The sequence below is a fragment of the Paracoccus hibiscisoli genome (genome assembly GCF_005048265.1).
Lineage (GTDB): Bacteria > Pseudomonadota > Alphaproteobacteria > Rhodobacterales > Rhodobacteraceae > Paracoccus > Paracoccus hibiscisoli.
Window position 1 is genome coordinate 1 of record NZ_SUNH01000021.1, and the last position, 12,634, is coordinate 12,634.

Consider the following 12,634-nt stretch of genomic DNA (forward strand, 5'->3'; position numbering starts at 1 on the left):
TTTCAGATCCGTGTGGCCGTCCTGAACGGCTTCACCGCACTCGGCATACCCGTCACTGAAGCCGTGGGATGAGTCTGTCCGGGGGAAGGGGAACCTCGACCCTCAGCCGATTTGTGCAACAGAGCCCCGCGGCCCTAGCCCGCAGGTCCGCCCTGCGGCACCAGGATCGACGGCTCTCGCCGCGCGGGACAGGCCGTGCGGGGGCAGATCCGGCAGGCCGGCCCGATGGGCAGCGCATCGGCGGGCACCGGCCCGTCCGCTGGCAAAATCAGCATCAGCGCATCGGTCAGTAGCGGCCCGTCCAGCCCCATAGGCTGACGGCGCTGCGCATAGGACAGCGTGCGGAACAGCCGCCCGTCCGGCGTCACCACCAGCCGCGCCAGCGCCACCTGCGGCACCGCCAGCGCATGATAGAGCGGCCACAGCGCACAGCTGTCGCCCGGTCGCGGCAACGCGAATCCCTGCGCCGCGCGGCGCATGGTCAGCGCCCCCGATCCGTCACAGACCAGCAGGCCCGCGCCTTCGAACCCGGTCGGGCGCAGATCGGCCAGCCGCCGCATCACCAGATCCAGCGGCAGCCCAAGCCGCGCGGACAGGCGCACCGGGTCGGGCGGGTTGCCCGCGGCGGGCAGCGCCTCGGTCAGGTGACGGTCCGGCAGGGCGGCGCGGTCGGCATGCATGTGGCGCAGCAGGTCGGCGGCCATCGCCCTTGCCGCATCCGAGGTCAGATCGCCCGGATCAGGCGCCTCGGCGCCCTGCGCGGCCATCCAGGCCTCGACCTCCTCCTGCGGGGTCGAGGCGTTGCCATCGGCCTCGAAGCTGTCCAGATAGGCGACCAGCGCCTGCGCGGTCAGCGACAGCCGCTGGCTGTCCTGATGCAGGTTCGCATGAAACCGCCGCCGCCAGTCGGGGGAAATCTCTCCGTCCTCGACTAGGATCGCCGCGGTGGAGCGGACCGAGGTCACCGCCGACAGCACCTCGTGCAGGGTGGTCAGCAGATAGGGGTCCTGGGTCATGCGGTCGGACAGGTCGACCAGTTGCCGTTCCAGCCCGCCGCCGCGCCGCGCATGCGCGATCAGCAGCGCGGCCCAGCCCGGAAAGCGGGCTAGGAATTCAGTGATCTGATCCAGCTCGGCCACGGTGCCTGCGGCGACCGGATGGGCCGCGGCCTCCCGCAGGGCGGCGATGCGGATTTCCTCGCGGCCCTCGGCCAGCTCATCGGCGGGCACCTCCAGCTCATCGGCCAGGCGGGCGATCAGTTCCGGGCTGACAGGACGGCGGTTATGTTCGATCAGGTTCAGATAGGCAGGCGATATGCCCACCGCCCTCGCCACATCCGCCTGGCGCCGCGACAGGGCCAGGCGGCGTTCTCTGATCCGCGTCCCCGTCAGGACATTCGCGCCCCCCGACACCGCCTCAGACTGCCAGGCCGTGCCGACCTGCCAAATCGGTAAAGAACTGCCAGGCCACCCGGCCCGACCGCGCACCCCGCGTCGCCTGCCATTCGATGGCCTCCGCGCGCAGCGTGTCGGGGTCGATGCGCAGCCCATGGGCCGCGCAATAGCTGTCGATCATCGCCAGGAACTGGTCCTGGTCGCAGGGGTGAAAGCCCAGCCACAGCCCGAACCGGTCCGACAGGGACACCTTTTCCTCGACCGCCTCACCGGGGTGGATGGCGGTGGCGCGTTCGTTGTCGATCATGTCGCGCGGCATCAGGTGGCGCCGGTTCGAGGTGGCATACAGGATCACATTGGCGGGCCGCCCGCTGATGCCGCCATCCAGCACGGCCTTCAGCGACTTGTACTGCGTGTCGTCATGGCTGAAGGACAGATCGTCCGAGAACAGCAGAAAACGCCGGTCGGGAACCGCGCCCAGCATGGCCAGCAGCCGCCCCACGCTGGCCAGGTCGTCGCGGGCGATCTCGACCAGGGTCAGCGGCAGGCCCTGGGCCACGGCCTCGGCATGCACGGCCTTAACCAGCGACGACTTGCCCATGCCCCGCGCGCCCCACAGCAGCGCATTGTTGGCCGCATGGCCGCGCGCGAATTGCAGCGTGTTCTCCAGCAGCGTGCGGCGCGAGCGGTCGATGCCGATCAGCTGGTCCAGCGGCACGCCAGCGACCTGCGGCACCGGCACCAGACGGTCGGGATCGGGCTGCCAGACAAAGGCATCCGCCTGGTCAAAACGCGGCGCGGGGTGCGGCGGGGGGGCCAGCCGCTCCAGCGCGTCGGCAATCCGGTCGAGGGCTGCGACATCGGTCATCGGGCCGGTTCCTCGTCGTCGTCATCCTCGACCCACAGACCCTGGGCGCGCAGCTCGGCCTCGCGGCGCCGCTCGATGCGGGCGACCAGCTGGATCGAGACCTCGTAGAGGCCATAGATCACCACGAACAGCACCACCTGGGAAATCACGTCGGGCGGGGTCGCGACCGCCGCCAGCACCAGGATCGCCAGCACCGCATAGCGCCGCACCGATCCCAGCCCCGCGGCCGATACCAGCCCGGCCCGCCCCATCAGCGTCAGCAGCACCGGCAGCTGAAAGCTGATGCCGAAGGCCAGGATGAACTTGGTCGTCAGCTTCAGATATTCGTCGACCGAGCCCTGAAAGACGATCGCCGCCAGCGGGTTGTCCACCGGAGCCGTGGCCACGTCGTCGGGCAGTTGCAGCGGTCCCTGCTGAAAGCCCAGGAAAAAATCATAGGCCATCGGCAGGATGACGTAGAAGGCAAAGGACGCCCCGATGAAGAACATCACCGGAGAGGCGACCAGAAACGGCAGGAACGCCGCCTTTTCGTTGCGATAAAGGCCCGGCGCCACGAAACGCCACATCTGGTAGGCGATCACCGGAAAGGCCAGCACGAAGCCGCCCAGGAACGAGATCCGCACCGCGACAAAGAACCCCTCCTGCAGCTTCAGCAGGATCAGGCCGCATTCCTGGCCCCGATCCTCCAATGCGGAACAGATGGGCTGGGTCAGGAAATTGTAGATCGGGTTCCAGACCGTATAACACAGCACCATCGCCACGATGAAGGCCAGCAGCGACCAGATGATGCGCGTGCGCAGCTCGGCCAGATGCTCGATCAGCGGGGCAGAGCTGTCGTCGATGGGGTCGGGCTTGGGCGTGCTGGCCAACTCAGTCGTCTTTCATGTCGCTGCGGCGCACCGCATGCAGGCGCCGGGCCGGGCCGTCGGCGGAGGCATCGGACGCCACCGCATCCGGGGCCACGACCGGGGTCGCCTGGGGTTCGGGTGCCGCAGGATCGGGGGTCGCGGCGGGTGCGGCCGCCTTGGGTTCGGGCCGCTTGGGGTCCCATTTCTCGAATTTCTGGGTGGCGCGGTCCAGCGCATCCAGCCCAAGCGATTTCTTGGATGTCATGTTGCGCACGTCGCGCAGCGACTTGGCGGCGTCATCCAGACCGGAATCCTTGGCCGCATCCTCCATCGCGGATGAGAATTCGCGGGCCATGCCGCGGGCGCGTGCCGTGATCCGGCCTAGCGTGTGGAACAGATGCGGCAGGTCCTTGGGGCCCACCACGATCAATGCCACGATGCCGATCAGCAGCAGTTCGGTCCAGCCGATGTCCAGCATGGGGACCCTGCCTTTCCGGGCTTACGTGCGGTCGCGGGTCTGGGGGCCGGGCAAGGTGGAACCGGGCGCGGGCTGACTGGACACGGGCTGGCCGGGCGCCGTGTGGGGCGTCACGTCGCGCGCCGCCTCTCCGGGGACCTGGCGGGGATGGTCGCGGTTGACGTCTGCGGCGGTCTCGATGTCGTCCGAGCTGTCCTTGACGCCCCGCTTGAAGGCGGTGATGCCCTTGCCCACTTCGCCCATCAGCGACGAGATCTTGCCCCGTCCGAACAGGACCAGAACGACGACCGCGATCAGAAGAAGGCCGGGAAGGCCGATATTGTTCAGCATGAGAAACTCCCTGGCGGGATGGTACGGCCCACCCGCACAAGATATTTAAGCCCTGACCGCCGGAATGCAAACCCCCATTCCCCTACCCGGCAGCACCCCGCCACCTCACGGACGGCTTGGCAGCGCCCGACGGGCGGGCGATAAGGGGGCATGGACATGGCCACCTACATCACCGCTTTCGTCACGCTGTTCGTGGTCATCGACCCGATCGGCCTTGCCCCCATCTTCATCGCGCTGACCCCCGATCAGACGGGCGCGCAGCGCCGCCGCATCGGCGCGCGGTCGCTGGTGATCGCGGCGATCCTGCTGACGCTGTTCGGGCTGACGGGCGACGCGATCCTGTCGGGCATCGGCATCTCGATCTCGGCCTTCCGCATCGCGGGGGGCCTGCTTTTGTTCCTGACCGCGCTGGACATGCTGTTCGAGCGCCGCACCGAACGCCGCGAGGGCCAGGCCGAGGGAGAGAACCCTGCCCACGACCCGTCGGTCTTTCCGCTGGCCATGCCGCTTCTGGCCGGTCCCGGTGCGCTGGCCACGATGATCCTGCTGGTCGGAGAGAATCAGGGCGCGGCCCATGTGGTGATGGTCCATGTGATGATGCTGGCCGTGCTGGCCATCTGCATGGTGCTGTTCGCGCTGGCCACGCCGCTGGCCCGCGCCCTGGGACGGACCGGCACGATGGTGGTCACGCGGCTTCTGGGGATGCTGCTGGCGGCGCTGTCGGTGCAGTTCGTGATCGACGGGCTGCGCGGATCGGGCCTGTTCGGATGAGCCCGGACCAGATCGCGCGGCTGGCCTTTTACGTGCTGCTGCTGGTGGTGATCGGCGGGGCGATGCTGTTCGAGCTGTCGGGCCGCGGCGGGCGGGCGCTGCGCGCGCTGCTTTTGTGGGCGGTGATCATCGCGGGGCTGGCCTTCGGCTATGACTGGTGGCAGCAGACCTATGCCCCGCGCCAGCAGGTGCTGGAGAACGGCGCCCGGATCGAAATCCCGGTCGGCCGCGGCGGCCATTTCCACCTGGAGGCCGTGCTGAACGGCACGCCGGTCGATTTCATCGTCGATACCGGTGCGACCAGCGTCGCCCTGTCGCGCCGCGACGCGCAGGCCATCGGGCTGGAGCTGGACGCCCTGCGCTTCAGCGGGCTGGCGGTGACGGCCAACGGTCGCGTGGCCACCGCGCCGGTGACCATCGCGGAATTCGCCATCGGCGATGCCGTCGACCGCGATGTGCGCGCGGTGGTGATCGACAGCGAACTGCAAGACAGCCTGCTGGGCATGTCCTATCTGCGCCGCTTTGCCCGCGTCAGCTTTGAAGGCGACCTGCTGATTCTGGAACGCTAGCCGGGCGTTGCGCCCGACATCTGGCGGATGGTGGCAAAGATCACGTCCGTCCCGCGGGCGATCTGGGCATAGTCGGTCCATTCCTCGGGGGCGTGGGACACGCCGCCTTTGCTGGGCACGAAGATCAGGCCGGTGGGCGCGAACTCCGCCATGATCATCGCGTCATGGCCCGCGCCGCTGACCATCACCCGATGCGACACGCCCAAGGCATCGGCCTGCGCCGACAGGGCCGCGCCGATCTGCCCCGACAGCGGCGTGGGCGCGGCATAAAGCTGACGTTCGACCGCGCAGGTCAGGCCGTTGCCCTGCGCATGGGCGACCGTTCCCTCGACCATCTGGATCAGGCGCAGCACGTCCTCCTCGGCCGGGGCGCGCAGATCGACGGTGAAGGTCACCAGATCGGGGATCACGTTGGCGCCGCCCGGCAGGACCTCCATCCGGCCCACGGTCAGCACCGCATCGCGCCCCGTCTGACGCGCCAGATCGGGCAGCTGCGACAGGATCGCCACCGCCCCGGTCAGCGCGTCGCGCCGCTGGTCCATCGGCGTGGTGCCCGCATGGCCCGCGCGCCCCCGCACCGTCACGCGCAGCTGCGCCAGACCCACGATGCGGTCGACGATGGCGATGTCGCGGCCCTCGGCCTCGAGGACGGGGCCCTGTTCGATATGCAGTTCCAGAAAGGCGTGGACCGATCCGGGGGCGCGCGCCGCCTGCCCCGCTTGCGCGGGGTCCAGGCCATAGGCCGCCATCGCCTGCGCCGCCGACACGCCGTTATCGTCGCGCAGATCGGCCAGCGTGGCAGGGTCCAGCTGCCCGGTCAGCAGGCGAGAGCCGAACAGACCGCCGCCGAAACGGGTGCCCTCCTCCTCGATCAGGGCTGCGACCTCGATGGGGCGGTCGGGGCGCAGGCCCAGCTCGCGGAACAGGAACGCCGTCTCGATCGCCGCCACCACGCCCGCCGGGCCGTCGAAGCGCCCGCCATGAGGCACCGAATCCAGATGCGAGCCGACCAGGATGGGGGCCAGATCGGGCTGCCGCCCCTCGATCCGGCCAAAGATGTTGCCGACGGCATCCTCATGCACCGACAGGCCCGCCTCGCGCATCTGCGCGATGGTGAAATCGGCCGCCGCGCGATATTCGGGGCTGTAGGTCAGCCGCGTGGTCCCCTGCCCCGGCGTGGCGTTGCACAGGTCCAGTCCCTCGATCATCGCCTCGATCCGGCGCGCATTCGCGTAACCCGTCATCTGCCTGTCCCCCCTGTTTCGCGCGCACCATCCGGCGGGAATGCTGCGCGGTCAACGGGTTGCGGGACAGGCGGCGGTCCGGGTGTGGCCGCCGGGTGTCACCCGTTCAGGCCAGACGCACCGGAATGCCCTTGGCAGCAGGCGTGTCCGAGGCCAGATCCCCCCGCGACAGCGGTGACAGCGGGTTCAGTTCGGGGAAATACCCCGCCAGACAGCCCCGCGGCAGATCATAGGGCACGACGCGCAACCCCTCGACCCGGCGCACAACGCCGTCATCCGCCGCCCCGTCCAGGGTGATGCGCTGTTCGGGGGCCAATCCTTCGGCGGCCATGTCCTCGGGGGACATCATGACCAGCATCCTGTCGCCCTCGATCCCGCGCAGACGGTCGGACATGCCATAGACGGTGGTGTTGAACTGATCGTTCGACCGCAGCGTCATCAGGCGATAGACGCCCGCCCGTTCGCCCAGGCCCGTCGCGTCCAGATCGGCGGGGCAGGTGAACTGCGCCCGCCCGCTCTCGGTCTGCCAGTCGCGGTTGCGCGCGGGGTTGTCGCGGTAAAAGCCGCCGGGTTCGTTCATCCGCGCCTCGAAATCGCGGAAATCGTCGGGATAGACGGCCTCGATCAGCGCCCGGATGCGGGCATAATCGTCCGCCCAGCTGTCCCAGGGCATCTTGGGGCTGGGCGCCAGCGTCGCCTGCGCCAGCCGTGCAACGATGGCGGTCTCGGACATCAGATGCGGGCTGGCGGGCGTCCGCTTGCCGATTGAGCCATGGATGTGGCTGAAGCTGTCCTCGACCGTCACCTGCTGGTTGGTGCCGGACTGGATGTCCTGCTCCGCCCGCACCAGACACGGCAAGATCCAGGACGACCGCCCCGGCATCAGATGCGTCCGGTTCAGCCGCGTGGCGACATGCACGGTCAGCGGCATCGCGCGCCAGGCGGCGGCGACGCGGTCGGTGTCGGGCACCGCGCGTGCCAGATTGCCGCCCAGACCCAGGAAACCCTGCGCCCGCCCTTCCAGCAGCGCCTCGACAAAGGCGGTGGTGTTCCACCCCTCCTCCATCGGCGGCTCGATCCCGAACAGGTCGCGCAGGCGGTCGTTGGGGACCAGCTCGGGCTTTTCGGTGATGCCCACGGTGCGCTGGCCCTGCACGTTCGAATGGCCGCGCACCGGGCTGCAGCCGGCGCCCTTGCGGCCGATATTGCCGCGCAGCAGCAGCAGGTTGACCAGCGCGCCGATGGCGTCCGATCCGTGGACATGCTGCGTCAGGCCCATGCCATAGACGCCGATCACCGCTTTGGACCGAGCATAGATCGCGCCGATCCCCTCCATAGCGTCGCGGGTCAGGCCGCTGACCCGCTCAAGGTCGGCCCAATCCGTCGCGTCGACCCAGTCCATCCAGTCCTGCACCCCGTGGCAATGTGCCTCCAGAAAGGCGTGGTCCAGCACCCCGCCTTCCGCGCGCTCCAGCGCCAGCACGTGTTTCGCGATGCCGGTCAAGGCCGCGATGTCGCCGCCGGTGCGGACCTGCAGATAGCGGTCGGCGATCTCGGTCGGCGAACCGACGGTCATCTGCCAGACGCTTTGCGGGCTGGCGAATTCGATCAGGCCCTTTTCGCGCAGCGGGTTGATCGCCACGATGCAGCAGCTGCGTTCGGCCGCCTCCTGCAGAGGGTGCAGCATGCGCGGGCTGTTGGTGCCGGGGTTCTGGCCGACATTGATGATCATGTCGCAATGCTCGAAGTCCTCCAGCACGCAGGTGCCGACCGGAGAGCCTACGACCTCCTTGAGCCCGACCGAGGTCGTCTCATGGCACATGTTCGAGCTGTCGGGCAGGTTCACGTGACCATAGGCCCGCGCATACAGCGCGTAGAGGAACGACGCCTCCAGCCCCGCCTTGCCCGATGCGTAGAACGTCACCGCCTTGGGGTCCAGCGCCTGCAATTCCTGGCCGATGGCTGCAAAGGCCTCGTTCCAGGTCGTCTCCAGATAGCGGTCGCTGGCCGCGTCATAGCGCAGCGGATGGGTCAGGCGGCCGGCCATCTCCAGATCGTATTCCGACCAGGTCGACAGCTCTGTGACCGTGCGGTCCAAGAAGAAATCCGGCCCGCAGCGTTCCGAAGTCAGGTCCCACAGCGTGGCCTTGGCCCCGTTCTCGCAGAACTCGACCACATGGGGGTTGGGCGGCTTGCCCCAGGCGCAGGACACGCACATCAGCCCGCCCGGCTTGTTCTGACGCCGCAGCGTCTCCAGCGCGCCGGGACCGGGGCGGGCGGCGCGGGCGACCTGGGCCATGCCCTTGGCCGAACCCCAGCCCCCCACCGGGCCGTCATAGGTCATCGGATCGGGGGTCGTGGTCAGGTCGTCGGACATGGGGGCAGGCTCCTGTCTGGGGCCGGGGGCGGTGCCGCCCCCGGCGGGATGGGTCACGCCGCAGGGGCGAAGGGGTCCGGCAGATGCGCGAGCAGCCGGTCCGGGGTCATCGGGAAATCGCGCAGCCGGACACCGCAGGCGTTGTAGATCGCGTTGGCCACCGCCCCCGCCGCGCCGCAGATGCCTAGTTCGCCCACGCCCTTGGCCTGAATGGGCGAGGCGTGAGGGTCACGCTCCTCCAGCAGGATCACCTCCATCGGGGGAATGTCGGCATGGACCGGGACGTGGTATTCGGCCAGATCGTGGTTCACCAGATGGCCGTCGCGGCTGTCGAACTGCAGCGCCTCGGTCAGGGCGCTGCCGATGCCCCAGACCATGCCGCCCAGGCATTGCGACCGTGCCGTCTTGGCGTTCAGCACCCGGCCAAAGCCAAAGGCGCCGGTCATGCGACGGATGCGCGTCTCTCCGGTAAAGGCATTGACGGCAACCTCGCAGAAGAACGCGCCATAGGTGGACTGGTTGACCTTTTCCATCAGATCGCCCGGCTCGATCCGGCCGGTGCGGGTCAGATCCTCGGTCAGTAGGTCGGTCACGGGGCGCGGGTCCACGCCCTCGGCCCAGGCCTTGCCGTCCTGCAGCAGCAGATCATCGGCGGAACAGCCGACCGCCTGCGCCAGCGTGGCCCGGATCGCCTCGCAGGCGCGGAACGCCGCCGACCCGGTCGATGACGCGCCCCAGCTCCCGCCCGACCCGGCGCCGGAGGGCAGACGGCTGTCGCCCAGCTGCACGGTAGTGCGGTCGATCGGCTGGCCCAGCATCTCGGCCGCAATCTGGCCCAGCACGGCATAGCTGCCGGTGCCTATATCGGTGTGGTCGGTTTCCACGACCACATGGCCGTCGGCGGTCAGGGTCACGCGGGCCTCGGCCTTGGCCAGGATGTTCACGCGGGCGGCGGAGGCGACGCCGTGGCCGATCCACCACTCCCCCTCGCGGCGCGCGCAAGGGGTGGCGCTGCGCTGGTCCCAGCCAAAGGCCGCGGCGCCGGCATCCAGCGCCTGGACCAGACGGCGCGACGAATAGGGCGTGCCCTCTCCGGGGACCGCATCGGGCAGGTTCCGCTTGCGGAGTTCCACAGGGTCGATGCCCGCGGCCTCTGCCAGCTCGTCCATCGCGACCTCAAGGGCCTGCATACCCACGGCCTCGCCGGGCGCGCGGACGGAACCGGCGGTCAGGCGGGTGATGTCGGATTTGCGCACCGCCAGCAGGCGGTTCTCTCCGGCATAGAGGAACTCGGACGCCTGCGTCACCGGCTCGGAGAAATCCTCTCCGGGCAGGTTCGACACCAGCGCCTCATGGGCAAAGGCCGTCAGGCGGCCATCGGGGCCACAACCCAGACGGATGCGCTGTTCGGTCTCGGAGCGACGCATGATCGACTGGAACACCTGCTGGCGGCTCATGACGACGCGCACCGGGCGGCCCAGATCCTGCGCGGCCAGCGCGGCGGCGACCGCCTCATGCGATATCCCCAGCTTGGAGCCGAAGCCCCCGCCGACATAGGGAGACAGGATGCGCACGTGCTTGGGGTCGATACCCAGGCTGTCCGCCAGTTCGGCCACGTTGAAGGACAGCATCTGCAGGCTGCCCCACAGGGTCAGATCGCGCCCTTCCCATTCGGCGATGGCGGCATGCGGCTCCATCGCGGCGCTGGCATGGCCGGGAGTGGTGAATTGTGCATCGACGACATGCGCGGCCTCGCGCAGGGCGCGGTCCAGATCGCCCGCCTCGACCGGGTCGTCGGCGGGTTCGGCATTGTCGTCCGAAGGCATGAACCGCGCGTCATCCGACTGGTCGTCATAATCGATGCGCAGCGCCTTGGCGGCGGCGGTGGCCTGCTCGAAGGTCTCGGCCACGACCAGGGCCACCGGCTGCATCGGGAAATCAACCGTCGAGACGTCCTGTTCCGGCGCCTCTCCGGCGGTGCCCTGGGCTGCGCGGCGCAGCATGCGTTCGGACGAATAGACGCCCAGCACGCCGGGCATCGCCATCACCGCATCGCGATGGATCGCGGTGACGCGGCCCTTGCTGATCGCGGCGCCCACCAGCACGCCCTCGGCACAGCCGGGACGCGCGTATTCGGCGGCATAGGTGGCGGTGCCCGCGACCTTCAGCGGACCTTCGGGCCGGTCCAGCCCCTTGCCGATCACGCCCTGTCGGGTGCGATCCAGCATGTCGCGGGTGTCGGGGGTGTCATAGGTGTCGCTCATGGTCATTCCCCCGTGGCTTCGGCCAGCGCGGCCGCAAGGGTGCGGCGGGTCAGCAGAATCTTAAAATCATTGTCGCCCTGGCCCTGTGCGTCTTCCAGCAGCAGATCCGCCGCCTTGTCGAACAGCGCGGCCGAGGGCCGTTCCCCGACCAGCATTTTCTCAACCCGCTCATCGGTCCAGGGCTTGTGCGCGATGCTGCCAAAGGCCAGCTGCGCCGCGTCGATGCGACCCGCATCCATGCGGATGGCCGCCGCGACCGACACCAGCGCAAAGGCATAGGACGCCCGGTCGCGCACCTTGCGATACAGCTGGCGTCCGCCGAAGGGCGCGGGCAGGCGGATGGCGGTGATGACCTCTCCGGGCTTCAGCACGTTGTCGCGGGACGGGTCGTCCTTGGGTAAACGGTGGAAATCGCGCATCGCGATCTCTCGCACGCCATCAGGGCCTTCGGTCTCGACCGTGGCGCGCAGGGCGGACAGGGCCACGGCCATGTCGCCGGGATAGGTGGCGATGCAGGCATCCGACGCACCCAGGATCGCATGGTTGCGGTTCACGCCCCCCTGCGCCGCGCAGCCGGTTCCCGGCTCGCGCTTGTTGCAGGGCGAATGGCCGTCCATGAAATAGCCGCAGCGCGTGCGCTGGCACAGGTTGCCGCCCATCGTTGCCTTGTTGCGCAGCTGCGGGCTGGCCCCGGCCAGAATGGCGCGCGACAGCAGGGGCCAGTCGGCCCGGATGCGCGGATGCGCGGCGCAGTCGGAATTGCTAACCAGCGCGCCGATGCGCAGCCCCGCTCCTTCGCGCGCAATGTCGCGCAGGCCGATGCGGTTGATGTCCAGCAACGCGTCGGGGGTCGCGACCTCCAGCTTCATCAGGTCAAGCAGGTTCGTGCCGCCCGCGATCAGCATGGCGGGGCTGCCAACGGCCTGCGACAGGTCATCGGCGCGGGTGTAATCGAACGCCTTCATTGCGCGGCCTCCGCATCCATCGCATCGCGGATCGCGGCCAGGATGTTGTCATAGGCGCCGCAGCGGCACAGGTTGCCGCTCATCCGTTCGCGGATCTCGGCATCGGCGATGGCGGGCTTGTCGGCGGGATCGGCGGTGGCGGCACTGGGCCAGCCTGCGCGGATCTCCTCGATCATGGCGGTGGCGGAACAGATCTGGCCGGGGGTGCAATAGCCGCACTGGAACCCGTCATGCGCGACAAAGGCCGCCTGCAGCGCGGACAGGGCGTCGGGCTGGCCCAGCCCCTCGATGGTGGTGACCTCGTCACCGTCATGCATGACGGCCAGCGTCAGGCAGGAGTTGATGCGGCGGCCATTGACGATGACCGTGCAGGCCCCGCATTGGCCGTGGTCGCAGCCCTTCTTGGTGCCGGTCAGGCCCAGGTCCAGACGCAGCACGTCCAGCAGGCTGCGGCGCGGATCGCCGCTGATTTCATGGGATTGGCCGTTGACGGTCAACCTGGCGGCGGGGCGTTGTGCCATTCGAG

Annotated in this window: 12 protein-coding genes; 2 read left to right on the forward strand and 10 right to left on the reverse strand. The window is 69.0% G+C overall.

All coding sequences use genetic code 11. From position 1 onward, the window contains the following. Positions 1-134: 134 nt before the first annotated feature. Genes FA740_RS14430 through FA740_RS20125 form a run of 5 tightly spaced genes read right to left on the reverse strand, consistent with a single transcriptional unit; the run spans position 135 to position 3,918 of the window. Positions 135-1,412 (reverse strand): helix-turn-helix transcriptional regulator, encoded by a 1,278-nt coding sequence (locus FA740_RS14430; RefSeq protein WP_136857477.1) that lies wholly within the window; start codon positions 1,410-1,412, stop codon positions 135-137. A gap of 4 nt (positions 1,413-1,416) precedes the next feature. After that, positions 1,417-2,262 carry an ATP-binding protein gene (locus tag FA740_RS14435; RefSeq protein ID WP_136857478.1) on the reverse strand — a complete coding sequence of 282 codons (846 nt, stop codon included), beginning with the start codon at positions 2,260-2,262 and terminating at the stop codon, positions 1,417-1,419. After that, positions 2,259-3,131, reverse strand: coding sequence for a twin-arginine translocase subunit TatC (gene tatC / locus FA740_RS14440; protein ID WP_136857479.1), 873 nt, complete (start codon positions 3,129-3,131; stop codon positions 2,259-2,261). The genes FA740_RS14435 and tatC overlap by 4 nt, the downstream gene beginning before the upstream one ends. Before the next feature lies 1 nt (position 3,132). Then, entirely contained in the window at positions 3,133-3,588 is a 456-nt protein-coding gene (gene tatB / locus FA740_RS14445) for a Sec-independent protein translocase protein TatB (RefSeq protein ID WP_136857480.1), read from the reverse strand. Between the two features lie 21 nt (positions 3,589-3,609). Continuing rightward, a complete protein-coding gene (locus tag FA740_RS20125) occupies positions 3,610-3,918 on the reverse strand; it encodes a twin-arginine translocase TatA/TatE family subunit (protein ID WP_246053655.1) in 309 nt (102 codons plus the stop codon). Between the two features lie 150 nt (positions 3,919-4,068). On the opposite strand from FA740_RS20125, the gene FA740_RS14455 reads away from it, so the two are divergent. Continuing rightward, positions 4,069-4,689, forward strand: coding sequence for a MarC family protein (locus FA740_RS14455; RefSeq protein ID WP_136857481.1), 621 nt, complete (start codon positions 4,069-4,071; stop codon positions 4,687-4,689). Continuing rightward, the gene (locus FA740_RS14460) at positions 4,686-5,258 is read left to right on the forward strand and encodes a retropepsin-like aspartic protease family protein (RefSeq protein ID WP_136857482.1); all 573 of its coding nucleotides are present in this window, start codon (positions 4,686-4,688) and stop codon (positions 5,256-5,258) included. The genes FA740_RS14455 and FA740_RS14460 overlap by 4 nt, the downstream gene beginning before the upstream one ends. Here the strand turns inward: FA740_RS14460 and FA740_RS14465 are convergent. The 5 genes from FA740_RS14465 to FA740_RS14485 form a co-directional block, all read right to left on the reverse strand. Beyond that, positions 5,255-6,502, reverse strand: a complete 1,248-nt coding sequence (locus FA740_RS14465; RefSeq protein WP_136857483.1) for a Zn-dependent hydrolase — start codon at positions 6,500-6,502, stop codon at positions 5,255-5,257. The genes FA740_RS14460 and FA740_RS14465 overlap by 4 nt on opposite strands. Positions 6,503-6,608: 106 nt before the next feature. Beyond that, positions 6,609-8,879: an FdhF/YdeP family oxidoreductase gene (locus FA740_RS14470; protein WP_136857484.1), complete on the reverse strand. Its 2,271-nt coding sequence runs from the start codon at positions 8,877-8,879 to the stop codon at positions 6,609-6,611. Between the two features lie 53 nt (positions 8,880-8,932). Then, entirely contained in the window at positions 8,933-11,149 is a 2,217-nt protein-coding gene (locus tag FA740_RS14475) for a xanthine dehydrogenase family protein molybdopterin-binding subunit (protein WP_136857485.1), read from the reverse strand. Then, entirely contained in the window at positions 11,146-12,108 is a 963-nt protein-coding gene (locus tag FA740_RS14480; RefSeq protein ID WP_136857486.1) for an FAD binding domain-containing protein, read from the reverse strand. Before FA740_RS14480 ends, FA740_RS14475 begins: the two co-directional genes overlap by 4 nt. After that, complete coding sequence (locus tag FA740_RS14485; protein WP_211243714.1) at positions 12,105-12,629, reverse strand: 2Fe-2S iron-sulfur cluster-binding protein; 525 nt, start codon at positions 12,627-12,629, stop codon at positions 12,105-12,107. The genes FA740_RS14480 and FA740_RS14485 overlap by 4 nt, the downstream gene beginning before the upstream one ends. Positions 12,630-12,634 lie beyond the last annotated feature (5 nt).

Bases quoted from the DNA above. Each gene is read 5' to 3' on its own strand.
- FA740_RS14455 (WP_136857481.1), top strand. From the start codon at position 4,069: ATGGACATGGCCACCTACATCACCGCTTTCGTCACGCTGTTCGTGGTC.
- FA740_RS14475 (WP_136857485.1), bottom strand. From the start codon at position 11,149: ATGACCATGAGCGACACCTATGACACCCCCGACACCCGCGACATGCTG.
- FA740_RS14465 (WP_136857483.1), bottom strand. From the start codon at position 6,502: ATGACGGGTTACGCGAATGCGCGCCGGATCGAGGCGATGATCGAGGGA.
- tatB (WP_136857480.1), bottom strand. From the start codon at position 3,588: ATGCTGGACATCGGCTGGACCGAACTGCTGCTGATCGGCATCGTGGCA.
- FA740_RS14480 (WP_136857486.1), bottom strand. From the start codon at position 12,108: ATGAAGGCGTTCGATTACACCCGCGCCGATGACCTGTCGCAGGCCGTT.
- FA740_RS14470 (WP_136857484.1), bottom strand. From the start codon at position 8,879: ATGTCCGACGACCTGACCACGACCCCCGATCCGATGACCTATGACGGC.
- FA740_RS20125 (WP_246053655.1), bottom strand. From the start codon at position 3,918: ATGCTGAACAATATCGGCCTTCCCGGCCTTCTTCTGATCGCGGTCGTC.
- FA740_RS14435 (WP_136857478.1), bottom strand. From the start codon at position 2,262: ATGACCGATGTCGCAGCCCTCGACCGGATTGCCGACGCGCTGGAGCGG.
- FA740_RS14460 (WP_136857482.1), top strand. From the start codon at position 4,686: ATGAGCCCGGACCAGATCGCGCGGCTGGCCTTTTACGTGCTGCTGCTG.
- FA740_RS14485 (WP_211243714.1), bottom strand. From the start codon at position 12,629: ATGGCACAACGCCCCGCCGCCAGGTTGACCGTCAACGGCCAATCCCAT.